17 protein-coding genes are annotated in these 15810 nt (G+C 64.4%); 9 read left to right on the top strand and 8 right to left on the bottom strand.

Annotation, left to right across the window (positions count from 1 at the left end; all coding sequences use genetic code 11):
• The first annotated feature begins 40 nt into the window (after nt 1–40).
• Nucleotides 41–946: a LysR substrate-binding domain-containing protein gene (locus L6D77_RS02540; RefSeq protein WP_232881984.1), complete on the top strand. Its 906-nt coding sequence runs from the start codon at nt 41–43 to the stop codon at nt 944–946.
• Here the strand turns inward: L6D77_RS02540 and L6D77_RS02545 are convergent.
• A complete protein-coding gene (locus L6D77_RS02545; RefSeq protein ID WP_232881982.1) occupies nt 886–1470 on the bottom strand; it encodes a D-Ala-D-Ala carboxypeptidase family metallohydrolase in 585 nt (194 codons plus the stop codon). The two genes, L6D77_RS02540 and L6D77_RS02545, sit on opposite strands and share 61 nt — an antisense overlap.
• A 66-nt stretch (nt 1471–1536) precedes the next feature.
• Here L6D77_RS02545 and L6D77_RS02550 point away from each other — a divergent pair, with 66 nt between their 5' ends.
• Together L6D77_RS02550 and L6D77_RS02555 are read left to right on the top strand one after the other, a co-directional pair.
• A complete protein-coding gene (locus tag L6D77_RS02550) occupies nt 1537–2703 on the top strand; it encodes a hypothetical protein (RefSeq protein ID WP_232881980.1) in 1167 nt (388 codons plus the stop codon).
• A 129-nt stretch (nt 2704–2832) separates the two neighbouring features.
• Nucleotides 2833–3348, top strand: coding sequence for a hypothetical protein (locus tag L6D77_RS02555; protein WP_232881978.1), 516 nt, complete (start codon nt 2833–2835; stop codon nt 3346–3348).
• A 203-nt stretch (nt 3349–3551) separates the two neighbouring features.
• Here the strand turns inward: L6D77_RS02555 and rimI are convergent, their stop codons facing one another.
• Together rimI and L6D77_RS02565 are read right to left on the bottom strand one after the other, a co-directional pair.
• Entirely contained in the window at nt 3552–4007 is a 456-nt protein-coding gene (rimI, locus tag L6D77_RS02560) for a ribosomal protein S18-alanine N-acetyltransferase (protein ID WP_110996186.1), read from the bottom strand.
• A complete protein-coding gene (locus L6D77_RS02565; protein WP_232881976.1) occupies nt 4004–4789 on the bottom strand; it encodes an energy transducer TonB in 786 nt (261 codons plus the stop codon). The genes rimI and L6D77_RS02565 overlap by 4 nt, the downstream gene beginning before the upstream one ends.
• Before the next feature lie 281 nt (nt 4790–5070).
• Here L6D77_RS02565 and mksB point away from each other — a divergent pair, with 281 nt between their 5' ends.
• The 3 genes from mksB to mksF are packed head-to-tail and all read left to right on the top strand — an operon-like array spanning nt 5071 to nt 9885.
• Nucleotides 5071–6360: an Mks condensin complex protein MksB gene (gene mksB, locus L6D77_RS02570; protein ID WP_232881974.1), complete on the top strand. Its 1290-nt coding sequence runs from the start codon at nt 5071–5073 to the stop codon at nt 6358–6360.
• Nucleotides 6350–7057, top strand: a complete 708-nt coding sequence (gene mksE, locus L6D77_RS02575) for an Mks condensin complex protein MksE (protein WP_110996189.1) — start codon at nt 6350–6352, stop codon at nt 7055–7057. Before mksB ends, mksE begins: the two co-directional genes overlap by 11 nt.
• Entirely contained in the window at nt 7054–9885 is a 2832-nt protein-coding gene (gene mksF, locus L6D77_RS02580; RefSeq protein ID WP_236169963.1) for an Mks condensin complex protein MksF, read from the top strand. Before mksE ends, mksF begins: the two co-directional genes overlap by 4 nt.
• Before the next feature lie 125 nt (nt 9886–10010).
• On the opposite strand, the gene L6D77_RS02585 is transcribed toward mksF, so the two are convergent.
• From L6D77_RS02585 to rplU, 5 genes are all read right to left on the bottom strand, one after another.
• Nucleotides 10011–10454 carry a CreA family protein gene (locus L6D77_RS02585; protein ID WP_232882128.1) on the bottom strand — a complete coding sequence of 148 codons (444 nt, stop codon included), beginning with the start codon at nt 10452–10454 and terminating at the stop codon, nt 10011–10013.
• 22 nt (nt 10455–10476) lie between these two features.
• Nucleotides 10477–11595 (bottom strand): glutamate 5-kinase, encoded by a 1119-nt coding sequence (proB, locus tag L6D77_RS02590; protein ID WP_232881970.1) that lies wholly within the window; start codon nt 11593–11595, stop codon nt 10477–10479.
• Between the two features lie 87 nt (nt 11596–11682).
• Nucleotides 11683–12909, bottom strand: coding sequence for an Obg family GTPase CgtA (gene cgtA / locus L6D77_RS02595; protein ID WP_232881957.1), 1227 nt, complete (start codon nt 12907–12909; stop codon nt 11683–11685).
• Between the two features lie 187 nt (nt 12910–13096).
• Nucleotides 13097–13354, bottom strand: a complete 258-nt coding sequence (gene rpmA, locus L6D77_RS02600; protein ID WP_008092023.1) for a 50S ribosomal protein L27 — start codon at nt 13352–13354, stop codon at nt 13097–13099.
• 38 nt (nt 13355–13392) lie between these two features.
• The gene (gene rplU, locus L6D77_RS02605) at nt 13393–13707 is read right to left on the bottom strand and encodes a 50S ribosomal protein L21 (RefSeq protein ID WP_060512528.1); all 315 of its coding nucleotides are present in this window, start codon (nt 13705–13707) and stop codon (nt 13393–13395) included.
• Nucleotides 13708–13951: 244 nt separating this feature from the next.
• On the opposite strand from rplU, the gene L6D77_RS02610 reads away from it, so the two are divergent.
• The 3 genes from L6D77_RS02610 to L6D77_RS02620 all read left to right on the top strand — a co-directional run bounded on the left by L6D77_RS02610 (nt 13952) and on the right by L6D77_RS02620 (nt 15804).
• Entirely contained in the window at nt 13952–14920 is a 969-nt protein-coding gene (locus L6D77_RS02610; RefSeq protein WP_232881945.1) for a polyprenyl synthetase family protein, read from the top strand.
• 151 nt (nt 14921–15071) lie between these two features.
• Nucleotides 15072–15410, top strand: coding sequence for a zinc ribbon domain-containing protein YjdM (locus L6D77_RS02615; RefSeq protein ID WP_125465575.1), 339 nt, complete (start codon nt 15072–15074; stop codon nt 15408–15410).
• A 148-nt stretch (nt 15411–15558) separates the two neighbouring features.
• Nucleotides 15559–15804, top strand: a complete 246-nt coding sequence (locus L6D77_RS02620) for a PA4570 family protein (protein WP_232881943.1) — start codon at nt 15559–15561, stop codon at nt 15802–15804.
• The last annotated feature ends 6 nt before the right edge of the window (nt 15805–15810 follow it).

The following is a 15810-nucleotide window of genomic DNA, read 5'->3' on the forward strand; positions in this document are numbered from 1 at the left end:
TCTTCACATATTTTTGCAGAGGGCCGGAACAGGTAGCCCCATGAAACTCCCCCCACTCACCGCCTTCCGTTACTTCGACGTCGCCGCCCGCACCGAAAGCTTCGTGCGCGCCGCCGAACAGCTGCACGTCACCCACGGCGCCGTCAGCCGCCAGATACGCCTGCTTGAGGAGAGCCTTGGGCTGGAACTGTTCGAGCGGCGCAACCGGGCGATCTTCCTGACCCGCGCCGGCCGTGAACTGCACGGCACCACCCAGGCGATCTTCGAGCAGTTGCAGGGCACGGTGCAGCGCCTGCAACAGCAGCCCCCCGACAACGTGCTGGTGGTGTCCTGCGAGCCGACCATCGCCATGCGCTGGCTGATCCCGCGCCTGCCGCGCTTTCACGCCAATCATCCCGATCTGCAACTGCACCTGGTGGCCGCTGGCGGCGCAGTGGACTTTGCCCGCAGCGGCGTGGACCTGGCGCTCAGGCGTGACGACTTCCACTGGGACCGCCAGTTGCACAGCCTGAAGATCTGCGACGAATGGATCGGCCCGGTCGGCGCGCCCGGCCGCGAAAGCCCGCGCCTGCTGCACAGCGCCACCCGCCCCAGCGCCTGGCCGGACTGGCTACGCCTGAGCGGCCAGGGCATCGCGCAACGCGAGCGCAGCGAGTTCGAGCACTTCTACCTGTCGATCCAGGCCGCCAGTGCCGGGCTGGGGCTGGCCATGGCGTCGGCACTGATGGTCCGCGACGAGTTGGACAGCGGCCAGCTACAGGCGCCCTTCGGCTTTCTGCGCGACGGCTCCAGCTACCACCTGCTCAGCCCCCACCCCCTGGACGATGGCAGCAAGCGCCAGCGCTTCGCCCAGTGGGTCAGCGGCGAGTGCCGGGCCTGCCTGGCTCATTTGGGTTTGGCACAGAACGACGAACCGGCACCACCATCGCCGCCCCAGGTACGGTAGCCGGCGGTATCGATATGGATGCGCCCTGACGGATAGCGGCCCAGCCCCATGTTCCAGGCCTGGCCGTGCTGCTGCCAGAAACTGCACAGCGGATTGGGGTCGGCCCAGGCCGGCAGCAGCAGGTCGACGGCAAAGGCGCGCATATGCGCACTGCTCGGCGCACCGCCGGCACAGGCATTGAGGGCAGGGTCGCGATAAGCCGAGACCACCTCGAACTGACGCAGGATGCCCTGCTCGCCCAGCAGCTTGATCAATGACACTGTCGAACGCACCGCCGGCCAGTGGCTGGCCGGCGGCACCGCAAACGGCGAGGCCCGGCACTGGCGCCAGTCCGAGGCCGAACGCAGCAGTTGATGAATTGGCACCACCCCATACAACCGTGCATCCACCAGCATTTCCCGGAACCTGCGGTTTTCGTGATCCCCCGCCCATTGGGCGAACATCCACACATCGCGCTCGTCGGCCTGGGCTACGCCCACGCAGGAAAGCGCACCCGCCAATAGCCATGCCTTGGTGCTTTTCATCGCCCCACCTCTTCATCCACCATGGGCGCGCCCGCCGTCCTGGCGGCCACTGACATGGAGTTAAGCATGCACAAGATTGCACTCTCGGGCCTGGCCGCCCTCGCCTTCAGCGGGCTGGCCATGGCCGACGCGCAGATCGACCTGGGCGACGCCCAGCGGGCCACCCGGCTGTTCGCCTACCCCAACAACTGCAACGTCATCTGCTACCGCGCCTGGACCCTGGAGCAGACGGTCGAGCACTACCTCACCCAGAGCGTGCAACGCGATGGTTATGCCAATGCCAAGGTGCGGGTGACCCGCGACAACGACAAGCTGCATGCTCATATCACGGGTGTACCGGCCGATTACACCGAGCCCTTGCGCAAGCTGCTCGACAACGGTGAGCTGGCCTACCAGGGCGCCACTCGCCTCAACCAGAAAGGTGGCTGGGACTTCAGCTGGTACCTGTTCCTGCCCTTGGGCATGGCCCTGGAAAACCGCCGCAGCATCGAGCTGCTGCACTTCCCGCCGGACTACTCGCTGACCCACTTCCAGGACTACCTCCAGTCCAACACCACCGACCGCTGGGCCGAGCTGCTGACCTTCAACGGCATCGAAGCCAACCAGACCCCAGCCTACCAGACCATTGTCGACATCGCCCCGATCGCCGCGCCGTCCGATGCAGGTGGCGCACTCGCCGGGGTCTACGATTATTTCCACGATTACCAGGTGAACATGGTCAAGGACATGACCGTCACCAAGGACGGCAAGGCACTGCCAATGGTCGCCTTCGGCTCGCCGGTGCGTGCCTGGATCGAGCAACAGTATGGCCCTAAGGTCAACGTGCTGGGCCTGGTCAGCATCACCCCCACGGCAGGTGGCGCCAAGGTGCCGGTGCTGGGCGCCAACCACCCCAGCGCCATCTGGTACGCCGCCGACCCGAAAGGCTACGACGGCGATCAGGACAAGGCCGATGCCGCCGGTTTGAAAATGATGGGCCAGGACCTCTCCGCCGCCTGCTGGCAGGCCGGCATGGGGCGAAATTCGCAGGCCGACGCCAAGCTGACCCTGCAGGCCTGCACCAGCAAATGGCAGGTGACGCAGAAGAAACAGACCTGCGAGCTGTTCTACCGCACCATCCGCAAGATGACGCCGGAGCAGGCGGCGGCCAAGTGCAATACCGGGGCAGTGACCCGTAGCTTGCGGGATTTGCGTAAACCTTTGGAAACGAATGGGGTGGATTCGGCGCTTTGATGCCTCTCTTGCACACGACATAATCCGTCCACCGCGCAGCCCCGCAATGACTCGCTTCATTGGCTACTGGGGTGAAGAAACCGGCCTTGTGCCGGTTTCTTCGTTTTTGCACACGACAGGAAGTCGGCCATGCACAAAACGCTTAGCCAATTGGGAGACGAAAGCCTCGCTGAGGCGTTCAGCAGATTGCTGAACCAGGCAGTCGCCTTGCAGGAAGCAGGCGTATCTCTGCATCAAGCGCAGCAGGCAGCCGAGTTCACTTACCTGCTAACCAATAAACAACTCGACCGCATTCGTCGTATCTGCAAACAAATGAGCTGGCCGACGCCACAGTGCCGAGGTATTCGAATCGATCTACAAGCCATCGCACATCCATTGCACGCGAGGGAAACGAAGGACCGATGCACAGCGCAGGAGACGCTGCAGATTCTGGTCAGCGCCTATAGCGCCTACAGCCAGGTCGGGCTCAACAAACCCAAGCATGCCCAAGGCATCCTGTTCAACACGGGCCGCAAGGTGATGATCGGCACAGGTAGCTACTACGCCGTGGCCGTCGTGAAAGTCTGTAGTGTGGGAGGTAAAACGTACTTGGCCCCCGTCACGGCGTATCACGCGACGGAGGCCAAGATTCGGAATATTTCATGACTACGGAGGAAGGACGGCCTCGAAAGCAAGTCTCCCGCACTGAAGCGGAACAACCCATGCGCCTGCGAATTCCCTTCATATGACCTTGGCTTACCAAAGCCTACGCAGCACCGCCGACAAATTTTCTGCTGTCTACGTAGTCGGAGTTCATCCTATGTGCGCTCAGCCCGTTTTGCAAACCTGCCTGACGGGCTACACGCCTGTCAGTCTTCGAGCAGCGTACAGGCCATCACCAACGCATCTTCACGCCCACCCGCCACCGGGTAGTAGTCGCGGCGCCGGCCGATTTCGTTGAAGCCGTAACGCTCGTACAGCCGATAGGCCGACTGGTTGCTGGCGCGCACTTCCAGGAAGCATTCCCGGCCATTGAGCTGATAGGCCCGCGCCATCAGGTGCTCGAGCAGGCGCAGGCCCATGCCACGGCCCTGGCTTTCCGGCTTGACCGTGATGTTGAGCAGGTGCGCCTCGTCGATGATCACGTTGATCACGCCATGGCCGACCTGCTGCTGGCCATCGAACATCAGCCACACTTCGTACGACTTCAGCGCATCCTGGAAGATGCCGCGGGTCCAGGGGTGGCTGAAGGCTGCGTATTCGATTTTCAACACGGCATCCAGATCCGCCTCGGTCATCGGGCGGAAACTGATCGACTCACTCATTCAACGCTCTTCCAGCGCGCCATCAGCTGGCGCATGGCTTTCCAGACGTCCGCCTTGCGCTGCGGCTCGTCCATCAACAGTTCAAGGCCGGGCAAGGCCCAGGCATCGCCGAGCAGGTCGACCTTGAGTTCTTGGTAATAGGCCTCGTCGTCGGCCTGACCGGCGAAGCGAATGGCGGGCAGGCCGATCAGCCACAGGCAGGTGCTGGGCACTTCTTCCAGGCGGGCGGCGATGAAACCCTGGACGAAGTCGCGGGCGGCGTCCGGGCCCTGGTCCATGTTGCCGCGCATCAGCAGTGGCCAGCGCACCGGCTCGCCGATGATCTGCGGCGCGTCGGGCAGGCCGGCGGCGCGCAGCATGTCCTTGAGCAGCAGGTACGACGGGTCGCGGCTCTGGAATGGCTGGCCGGTGGCCAGCTCCACCAGCAGCAGGCAGTTGCCGGCGCGCAGCAGTTGCAGGGCAAAGCGTGGCGGTGGCACGGGCACCGGGCGCGCCGCGGGCGCCTGTTCTTCGGTTTCGGCGGGTTTGGCAGCAGGCTTTGGTGTGCTGCCTGGCCGCGGAATCTCGATTTTTGGCCGCTCTGCACGCGGCTGCGGCGCCACCGGCGCTTCCCGGGGCGCGGGTGCCGCCGGGCGTACTTCGAAGTCGATGTCCTCGACCGGCGCCACCGGCAGCAGCAGTTCCGGCCGCGACGGCGCGGCGAACGGCAGTTCGGCACGCGGCAGCCAGTGCACCACTTGCATGGCGGACAGGTAGGCGCGGCGGCGGGACTCGATCAGCAAGGCGCGGACATCCGGGAGAAATCAGTCGGGCATTCTAACGCCGTTGGGGAGATCGCGCTGCAACAGGCTGGCGGAAATTATCGCCAGTGCCGGCCTCATCGCGGGACAAGCCCGCTCCTACAGGGCCTGCGCAAGCCTGCAGGAGCGGGCTTGCCCCGCGATGAAGCCGGTGAATCCCTCAGAAAGATCAGGGTTATCCCCATTACAGACCAAGGGGTGAAATCCTCCCCCCCGTATGCAGTACAATCGCCCCTTTTATTTGGCAACGAGTCGACCCGCCAATGATCGAACCCAAGCGCGTCCTGCGCGCCCTAGCCGAACACTGGGCCTTGATCGAGCCGCTGTGCGAGCGCTTCGACCAGGGCACCCTGAGCCTGATCGAACTGCGCCAGCAGCTGGCCCGCCAGCAGGTGGAAAGCACGCCGCAGGACATCACCCAGCTGCTCGACGTGTGGATCCGCCTGGACATCCTGGTCCCGGTGGCCAAGAGCCCGAACCGTTTCGAGCTCAACGCGCAGATCCACGACTTCCTCGCCTACCTGCGCCGCGAACACCGGCTGGGCCTGTGCCTGGAGATCGAAGCCTACCTGCGCCACCTGGAGCGCCTGGCCGGGCATATCCAGGACGCCTTCGACAACCGCGACAGTGACGACCTGGCGCGCCAGCTGCGCCTGCTCGACATGCGCGTGCGCGACGTGCTGAAGAAGCTCGACAACGACGAGCAGGCGCTGGTGGCGGTGGCCGAGCGGGCCAAGACCAGCAACCGGCAGATCCCCCTGCGCCAGCGTTACGCCGAAGTACTGGCGACCTGGGACGAATACGTCGAGCCGATGATCCAGCTGGTCAACGCCGACGGCGCCTTCGAGCAGGGCGTGCGCAAGGTCGAGACCGTGCTGCTGCGCCTGCTGGGCGAGCAGGCGCGCCTGGGCCACCTGGTCGACGACGACATGCTGCTGCGCACCCACGCGCGCATCCTCGAGATGCAGACCAGCGCCCAGCTCACCCTGCGCCATGCCCGCGAACTGCTGCTGCCGCTGCGTGAAGAAGCGCGCCGGCACAATGCCGTGACCCGTGGCGCCGCGCTGGCCTTGTCGGTGATCCGCAAGAAGGGCATCGACGCCGTGCCGCAAGCGGCCATGCCGATGTTCACCCGCCCGCAGAGCACCTTCCTCGGCAGTGCCAGCCAAGTCGAAGCCTACGTTTACGCCCTGGCCCGCTTCGAGCCCAAGCCTGCGCGCTTCCCGAAAGCGCACAAGACCCAAAAGGGCCCGCTGCCCCGCGCCCCGCGCACGGTCAAGGAAATGCTCGAGCGCTGCGAGGACGCCCTGCCGCTGCCGGACCTGATGGTCTGGCTGCTGGAGCAGGAACCCGAGGGCGCCACCGACGAACTGCTGTACTGGTTCTCGCGCCTGTCGCGCGAGAAGCGCTTCGCCCGCCAGCGCCTCGACCGCCAGGAATACATCACCCGCGAACACCTGGTCAGCCTGCGCTCCTTCGCCCTGACGTCCAGCCGCGAAAACACGCCGGCCACCACGACCGAACCTACCGCGAGCCCCGCCCATGCATCTTGATCTTTCCGAACTGTCCCAGCTCGCGCCGATCTTCCGCGAGCTGTTCAAGGGCTTCCACGTCAGCCGCCGCGACCCGGAGCTGTACGCCCAACTGTCGAACTTCCAGGACCAGTACCGCACCCTGTTCAAGGCCCTCGGCTTCGAGCTGGTCTGCGACACCCGCGGCTTCTACTACTTCGTCCCCGAGCAGGCTGCCGCGCAGGTCAACAAGACCGCCCAGCGCCTGTCGCTGTTCACCTTCATCCTGGTCGAACACCTGGCCGACCAGGGCCGCGACCCGATGGCCGTGCTCGACGGCGGCAGCATCGGCCGTGACGAACTGCCGTCGCTGCTGGACAAGTACCGCGACTTGTTCTTCCAGGCCGAAGTGCAGACCGTCGAAGAGCTGGAAGAGAAAATCCTGCGCCGCATGACCCAGCTCGGCTTCGCCCACGAAGAGGGTGGCATCTACCGCTTCCTGCCGCCGATGCACCGCTTCCTCGACGTGTGCCTGTCGGTGCAGCAGGACCGCGACCTCGCCGCCACCCTGCACAGCGACCTGCCACTGCCCATCCCCGTACTGGTGGTGGAAGAGACCCCCGAAGAACTCAACCGCACCGACGACCCGCTCGACCTCACGCCGTTCGACGGCCAGGAGAGCGAAGAGGACGCCCTGGCCCGGGCCATCCGCGAAGAGCAACAGGAGATTGACGCATGAGCCAGGAACGCTACGGCATCCGCCGCTTCGCACTGCTCAACACCGCCGGCTACAGCCTGGGCCTGTTCCCCCTGGAACACCCGCTGTCGGTCTATGGCGCCAACAACCTGGGTAAATCGGCGTCGATCAACGCCCTGCAGTTCCCGATCCTGGCGCGCATGTCGGACATGAGCTTCGGCAAGTACAGCCTGGAGCAGTCGCGGCGCTTCTACTTCGCCAGCGACACCAGCTACATCCTCTGCGAACTGAACCTGCCCCACGGCCCCCACGTGATCGGCGTGGTCGGCCGCGGCCCGGGTGGCGGCTTCGGCCACCAGTTCTTCGCCTACCAGGGCGAGCTGGACCTGGCCCACTACCAGAAAGACGACACCTGCCTGCGCCAGAAAGAGCTGTTCACCAACCTCGAGCGCAACGGCCTGAAAGCCTACGAGCTCAAGCCGGACGAACTGCGTCGACTGCTGGTCGGCGGCCACACCTCGGTACCGCTGGACCTGACCCTGATCCCGCTGCGCTCCACCAGCGAGCAGAGCCTGAAGACCTTCCGCGCGCTGTTCATCAACCTGCTGCACATGCGCGAGATCACCGCCGCCAAGCTCAAGCAGCTGTTCCTCGACGCCTTCGAGCACAGCCTGCGCTCGGGCAGCGTCGACTACATCGCCGCCTGTGAAGAGGCCTTCCGCGACGTGCGCCGCATGGAGGGCGACTACAACGCCCTGGTGGCTGCCGGCCCACTGGTCGAGGCCCTGGCCGGCGGCGTGGCCCAGCGCGACATCCTGCGCGGCAAGCTGCACCGCATTTCGCCCCTGCTCGACAACCTGCTGGGTACCTGGCAGGAATACGCCATGGCGCGCAAGGAAGAGCTGGTCATCCAGTCCGAGCACTACCGTGGCGAGCAGGACCGCCTGCAGAACGACCAGCGCGGCGGCACCCAGGAGCTGATGCGCCTGGAGCGCGAAATCACCGGTATCCAGCGCTGGCTGGGTGAGCTGTCGGTGCTCAAGCACCGCTTCGCCCTGGTCACCGACGTCAAGACCCTGGAGCAGCAACTGCTGGCCGCCAAGGACGCCCACGACGAACTGGCCGGCGCCCTGGCCCAGTCGCGGCAGTTCTCCGCCGAAGACCTCGACGAGCGCGTGCGCGACCTCGAGAAGCGCGTGAAGGCGGTCAAGCTGCAGCTCGACCACGCCGACAACAACAGCTATGCCCGCCTGCGCGAAGAGTTCTCCCAGCAGGACGTCGACCGCCTGATGCGCCTGTTCAACGGTGCGCTGTTCAGCCTGCCACTGGGTGACCGCGGCATCGAGCTGGATGACAGCGATCTCTGGGTCAAGACCCTGGAAGGCGTGCTCGACCGCTTCAAGGGCGAGCGCTTCGAAGTGCCAGGCCTGTCCATCGACATCTCGCACATCGACCCGCCCGCGCTGCAGGCCCTGGCCGACCGCGCCGCCCTGCGCGACCAAAAGGAACGCCTGGACAAAGAGCTCAAGCAGCTCAAGACCCAGCAGGCCGTGGCCCTCGACCGCGCCGCCAGCAAGGCACAGACCGAAGCGCTGTACCAGCAGGTACTGGATGCGCAAAAGGCCCTGGAAGACTTCCGCCGCGCCGAGACCCTGGCCGCCGAAGAGCCGGAGAAGATGGAGCAACTGAGCCAGCTGGAAGCGGCCCAGGACGAGCTCAAGCGCTCCAGCGACGCCTTCACCGAGCGCGTCCAGCAGCTCTCCGCCAAGCTGCAGCTGGTAGGCCGGCAGATCGCCGACCTGGAAGCCAAGCAGCGCACCCTGGAAGACGCCCTGCGCCGTCGCCAGCTGCTGCCGGCCGACCTGCCCTTCGGCACGCCGTTCATGGAAGCGATCGACGACTCCATGGACAACCTGCTGCCGCTGCTCAACGACTACCAGGACAGCTGGCAGGCGTTGCAGCGGGTGGACAACCAGATCGAGGCGCTGTACGCCCAGGTGCGCCTCAAGGGCGTGGCCAAGTTCGACAGCGAAGATGACATGGAGCGCCGCCTGCAGCTCTTGATCAACGCCTACTCGCACCGTACCGAGGAAGCGCTCACGCTGGCCAAGGCGCGCCGCGCGGCGGTCACCGACATCGCCCGGACCCTGCGCAACATCCGTAGCGACTACGACAGCCTGGAACACCAGCTGGCGCTGTTCAACCGCGAGATCAACAAGCGCCAGGTGTCCAACCTGGAGAGCTTCCGCGTGGTGCTGGCACCGAACAAGGAGGCGCTCAAGCACATCGACCAGATCATCCACAGCGCCGGCCAGTACGAGGAAGGCGAGACCCTGTCGGTGTTCGACCTGACCCAGAACAGCGACCAGGACCACAAGAACGAAGAGGCCAAGGAATACCTGGCGCGGCTGGTGGCGGCCAACCACAACCAGCTGGGCCTGAAGGACCTGTTCGAGCTGGCGTTCGAGATCACCAAGATCAACAGCCAGCCGGTGATCCACGCCGACATCGACGGCGCTGCCTCCAACGGCACCACCATGACCATCAAGGCGCTGACCAACATGTACCTGTTGCTGCACCTGATGGACCGCGACCTGGCCGGGCGCATTCGCCTGCCGTACTACCTGGACGAGGCGGCGGACATCGACGAACGCAACCAGGCGGCGTTGCTGGAAACCAGCCAGCAACTGGGCTTCGTGCCGATCCTGGCGAGCGTGAAGCCGCAGGTGTCGGCGCGGGTGGCGATCGATCTGGAAGGTGGTAGCGGGCCGAATGGCATCTATATCGACGAGGCGGACTGGAAGTACATCAGCCGTCGCGACGAGGTGAAGGCCATCGTGCGCGAGGATGAGGCCGAGGAACTGGCCTGAGGGAATAGGGGCCGCTTTGCGGCCCTTTCGCTGGCAAGCCAGCTCCCACAGGGGTCTCGCTGAATCTGTGGGAGCTGGCTTGCCAGCGAAAGGAGGCCGAAGGCCTCCCGAGGATCAAGCAGGTATCACTGCGCCCACGGCAAGATCGGAATCGCCGTCACCGCATTCTGCGGGCTGCCTTCGATCACACGGTCGCTGTACACCAGGTACACCAGCGTATTGCGCTTCTTGTCGAGAAAACGCACCACCTGCATGGTCTTGAACACCAGCGAGGTACGCTCCTTGAACACCTCCTCGCCATCTTTCAACTCACCCTTGAAGTGGATCGGCCCGACCTGTCGGCAGGCGATCGACGCCTCTGCACGGTCCTCGGCCAGGCCCAACCCACCTTTCAGGCCGCCGGTCTTGGCCCGCGACAGGTAGCAGGTCACGCCGTCAACCCTGGGGTCGTCAAAGGCTTCGACGACGATACGGTCGTTGGGCCCGACGAACTTGAACACGGTGGACACCTGGCCGATCTCCTCGGCCCCGGCCAGCATCGGCAGCGCCAGGGCTGCCACGGCAATCATCCTTTTCAGCACGTTCGCTTCCTCAGACCAGGACCAGGTTGTCGCGGTGCACCAGCTCGGGCTCGGCGCTGTAGCCCAGCACGCTTTCGATGGCATCGGACGGCTGGCCGATGATCTTCTGCGCTTCCAGCGCACTGTAGTTGGCCAGGCCACGGGCCACTTCCAGGCCATCGGGGCCGACGCAGACCACCATCTCGCCACGGCGGAAGCTGCCCTGCACGGTCTTCACGCCGACCGGCAGCAGGCTCTTGTTGGCCTGGCGCAGGGCCTGTACGGCACCGTTATCCAGCACCAGGGTGCCACGGGTCTGCAGATGGCCGGCCAGCCACTGCTTGCGCGCGGCGAGCATGCCACGCTCGGGCGACAGCAGGGTACCCAGGCGCTCACCGGCTTTCAGGCGGTCCAGCACGCGCTCGATACGGCCACCGATGATGATGGTGTGGGCGCCGGAACGGGCGGCCAGGCGCGCGGCGCGCAGCTTGGTCTGCATGCCGCCACGGCCCAGGGCGCCACCGGTGCCGCCAGCCACGGCGTCGAGCGATGGGTCATCGGCACGGGCTTCGTAAATGAGCTGGGCTTCGGGGTTGTTGCGCGGGTCGGCATCGAACATGCCGTCGCGGTCGGTGAGGATCACCAGCAGGTCAGCCTCGACCAGGTTGGCCACCAGCGCGGCCAGGGTGTCGTTGTCACCGAAGCGGATCTCGTCGGTGACCACGGTGTCGTTCTCGTTGATCACCGGCACCACGCCCAGGTCGACCAGGGTGCGCAGGGTACTGCGCGCGTTCAGGTAACGCTTGCGGTCAGAGAGGTCGTCGTGGGTCAGCAGGATCTGTGCGGTGTGCTTGCCATGCTCGCCGAAGCTCGACTCCCAGGCCTGCACCAGGCGCATCTGGCCGAGCGCGGCGGCGGCCTGCAGCTCGTTCATCGCGCTCGGTCGGGTGGCCCAGCCCAACTGGCTCATGCCAGCGGCCACGGCCCCAGAGGAGACCAGCACCAGTTCCACGCCCGCTTCACGCAGGGCAACCATCTGCTCGACCCACACCGCCATGGCGCCACGGTCCAGGCCCTTGCCATCGGCAGTCAGCAGCGCGCTGCCGATCTTCACGACCCAGCGCTTGGCGCCAGTCACCTTGCTTCGCATCTTCTCTTCCAACCTATGTCGAATCTGTAGATACCTGAGATACAAAAACGCCGCTCCAGAGAGCGGCGTTCAGTGTACTGCAACCGATCAGTCGCGCACGTAAATGATTTCCGGGCCGTCTTCGTCGTCCTCGAAATCATCATCCCAGCCGTCATCGTCGCCGATGTCGTGCACGCTCTTGACGCCGGTACGGCGCAGGGTGCGCGCGTCGTCCAGGGCCTGCAGCTGGGCACGGGCTTCGTCTTCGATGCGCTGGTCGAGATCGGCCAGCTCTTCGGCGTAGGCCGGATCGTTGGCCAGGCGGTCGGCGCGGTCTTCGAGGTAGCGCATCAGGTCGTGGCTGAGCTTCTCGGTGCCTTGCTTGGAGATCGCCGAGATCACGTAGACCGGGCCTTCCCACTGCAGGCGCTCGACCACTTCCTTGACCCGCTCGTCGCGCTCGTCGTCCATGACCATGTCGGCCTTGTTCAGCACCAGCCAGCGCTCACGCTCGGCCAGCGACGGGCTGAAGCGGGTCAGCTCGTTGACGATCACTTCGGCGGCATCGGCCGGGCTGCTTTCGTCCAGCGGCGCCATGTCGACCAGGTGCAGCAGCACGCGGGTACGGGCCAGGTGCTTGAGGAAGCGGATACCCAGGCCGGCACCGTCGGAGGCGCCTTCGATCAGGCCGGGGATGTCGGCGATGACGAAGCTCTTCCAGCGATCGACGCTGACCACGCCCAGGTTCGGCACCAGGGTGGTGAACGGGTAGTCGGCGACTTTTGGCTTGGCGGCCGATACCGAGCGGATGAAGGTGCTCTTGCCGGCGTTCGGCAGGCCCAGCAGACCGACGTCGGCCAGGACTTTCATTTCCATCTTCAGGTCGCGCTGGTCACCCGGCTTGCCTGGGGTGGTCTGGCGTGGCGCACGGTTGGTGCTGGACTTGAAGCGGGTGTTACCCAGGCCGTGCCAGCCGCCCTGGGCGACCATCAGCTTCTGGCCTGGGGTAACCAAGTCGCCGATGACTTCCTGGGTGGAGGCATCGATCACGGTGGTACCGACCGGCACGCGCAGGAACAGGTCGTCGCCTTTCTTGCCGGTGCAGTCGGTGCTGCCGCCGTTGGAGCCGCGCTGGGCTTCGTGGTGGCGGGTGTAACGGTAATCGACGAGGGTGTTGAGGTTCTCGTCGGCCACCATGTACACCGAGCCGCCGTCGCCACCGTCACCGCCGTTGGGGCCACCGTTCTCGATGAATTTTTCGCGGCGGAAGCTCATGCAACCGTTACCGCCGTCACCCGCTTTTACCCGGATGGATACTTCGTCTACAAACTTCATTCAATACCGCCTCTCGTCGGCTGACGAGTCGAAAACCAGAAAATCCTGAGGCTCTTGCGAAGATGAGCGCGGCGGCCCCGTACGATCAGAACCCAACGCCGGCAGCCCAAACAAACAGCTTTGCAAGAGGCTCAACACAAACGAAAAAGCCCCGTCGCATGACGGGGCTTCTGGAGCGACGTCGCGATTAAGCGGCGACGATGCTCACGTAACGGCGGTTGAACTCGCCTTTCTTCTCGAACTTGATCACGCCTTCGATCTTGGCGAACAGGGTGTGATCCTTGCCCATGCCAACGCCGTAGCCGGCGTGGAACTGGGTGCCGCGCTGACGGACGATGATGTTGCCGGCCTTGACGACCTGGCTGCCATACATCTTCACGCCAAGGCGTTTCGATTCTGAGTCGCGACCGTTACGGGTACTACCACCAGCCTTCTTGTGAGCCATGGTTCAATTCTCCAAATAAATTCAGGGGATCTAGGGGATTAAGCCTGGATGCCGGTGATTTTGATCTCGGTGAACCACTGGCGGTGGCCCATGCGCTTCATGTGGTGCTTACGACGACGGAACTTGATGATGCGAACCTTGTCGTGACGGCCTTGCGAAATCACTTCGGCCACAACTTTGGCACCAGCGACGACTGGAGCACCGATGGTGACTTCTTCACCGTTGGCGACCAGCAGAACGCGATCGAAGGTCACGGATTCGCCAGTGGCGACTTCCAGTTTTTCGATCTTGAGGAATTCACCTTCAGCGACTTTGTACTGCTTGCCGCCGGTAACGATTACTGCGTAAGACATGGTATTTCTCCGATAATCCTGCTCACCCAGCGCTTTATATGATGAGTATTGGCTGGCATGGCTGCATGGGGCTGGAACGGCCCGGTGCAATTGCGTAAGGCAGGTGCTGCCCAGGAAGTTAGGGTGCGCGATTGTACGCAACCCCGGAAATGCTTGCAAGTACCGGCCAGGGCCCACGGGCGCCGCGCCTTGACACACCGATACCCGCGACCTAGCATGCCGCGCAACCTCAATGGAGCAGCCGATGCAACCCCAATCCTTCTACCGCGCGGTAGCTGACGATTTCAGCGCCGTCGACGAGATCATCAAGAAGCAGCTGACCTCGCGCGTGCCGCTGGTATCGAAGATCGGCGACTATATCACTTCCGCTGGCGGCAAGCGCCTGCGCCCGCTGCTGGTGCTGCTGTGCGGCAAGGCCCTGGGCCGCGAAGGCGACGACCTGCGCCTGCTGGCCGCCACCATCGAATTCCTGCACACCGCCACCCTGCTGCATGACGACGTGGTCGACATGTCCGGCATGCGCCGCGGCCGCTCCACCGCCAATGCCCTGTGGGGCAACGCGCCAAGCGTGCTGGTGGGCGACTTCCTTTATTCGCGCTCGTTCGAAATGATGGTCGAACTGGGCTCGATGCCGGTCATGCAGATCCTCTCCAAGGCCACCCGGGTGATCGCCGAAGGCGAAGTGCTGCAGCTGTCGCGGGTGCGCGATGCCAGCACCACCGAAGAGGTGTACATGGAGGTCATCCGCGGCAAGACCGCGATGCTGTTCGAGGCCTCGACCCACAGCGCCGCCGCGCTGGCCCAGGCCACCGATGAACAGCGTGAGGCCCTGCGCACCTTCGGCGACCACCTGGGCGTGGCCTTCCAGCTGGTCGACGACCTGCTGGACTACAAGGGCGACTCGGAAACCCTGGGCAAGAACGTCGGCGACGACTTGGCCGAAGGCAAGCCTACCCTGCCGCTGATCTACACCATGCGCGAAGGCACGCCCGAGCAGGCTGCCCTGGTGCGCAAGGCGATCCAGAAAGGTGGCATCGAAGACCTGGAGCAGATCCGCATTGCCGTCGAGGCCTCGGGCGCCCTGGCCTACACCGCCCAGATGGCCCGCGACTACGTGGCCCGTGCGATTGCCTGCCTGGAAGTGCTGCCGGCCAGCGAGTACCGGGATGCGCTGGTCGAGCTGAGCGAATTTGCCGTAGCGCGCACGCACTGACCAATCGCATTACCTTCTATCGCGGGGCAAGCCCGCTCCCACGCCTGGGTCTGGCGTGGGAGCGGGCTTGCCCCGCGATGCATTTGTGCAGAAAAACACTAAACCCTATACAATGTGCGCCTTTAATTGCCCTGCAACCCAAGGAACCGAAGTGAGCACTCTGCCACCCTGCCCCAAATGCAACTCCGAATACACCTACGAAGATGGCGCGCAACTGATCTGCCCCGAGTGCGCCCATGAGTGGTCGGCCAGCGGCGAAGCCGAAGCCAGCGACGATGTGGTGAAGAAGGATTCGGTGGGTAACGTGCTGCAGGACGGCGACACCGTCACCGTGATCAAGGACCTCAAGGTCAAGGGCTCCTCGCTGGTGGTCAAGGTCGGCACCAAGGTCAAGAACATCCGCCTGTGTGACGGCGACCACGACATCGACTGCAAGATCGATGGCATCGGCGCGATGAAGCTCAAGTCCGAGTTCGTGCGCAAGGTCTGACCTCCCCTTCGGGGCTGCCCCCAGGGTGGCCCTGACAGATCCTGCAACAGGATCGCCTGCACCCTGCGCAACATTTCTGCCAATTGTTACTTGCTATTTTGATAATAAGAATTATTCTCATTGGAACCGCTATCCAAGGAGAATAGCCATGACTTATCTGATCGACGCCTGGCTGGACCGCCCCCACCCCTACCTACGCATCCTGCATCGCGAGACCGGCGAAGTGTGCGCCGTGCTCGAGGAAGACGCACTCGACGAGCTGCGTGACCAGGGTGACCTGGACATGAACGGATTGAATTCGAGTGAGCCTGGGGTGCTGAAGGAGCTGGTGAGGAACCTGTTTCTGTTCTGCTACGCGCGGGCATTGCGCCCGGGGGGAACGGATTGGAATTGAGGCCGG

The sequence above is a fragment of the Pseudomonas parasichuanensis genome (genome assembly GCF_021601385.1).
Lineage (GTDB): Bacteria > Pseudomonadota > Gammaproteobacteria > Pseudomonadales > Pseudomonadaceae > Aquipseudomonas > Aquipseudomonas parasichuanensis.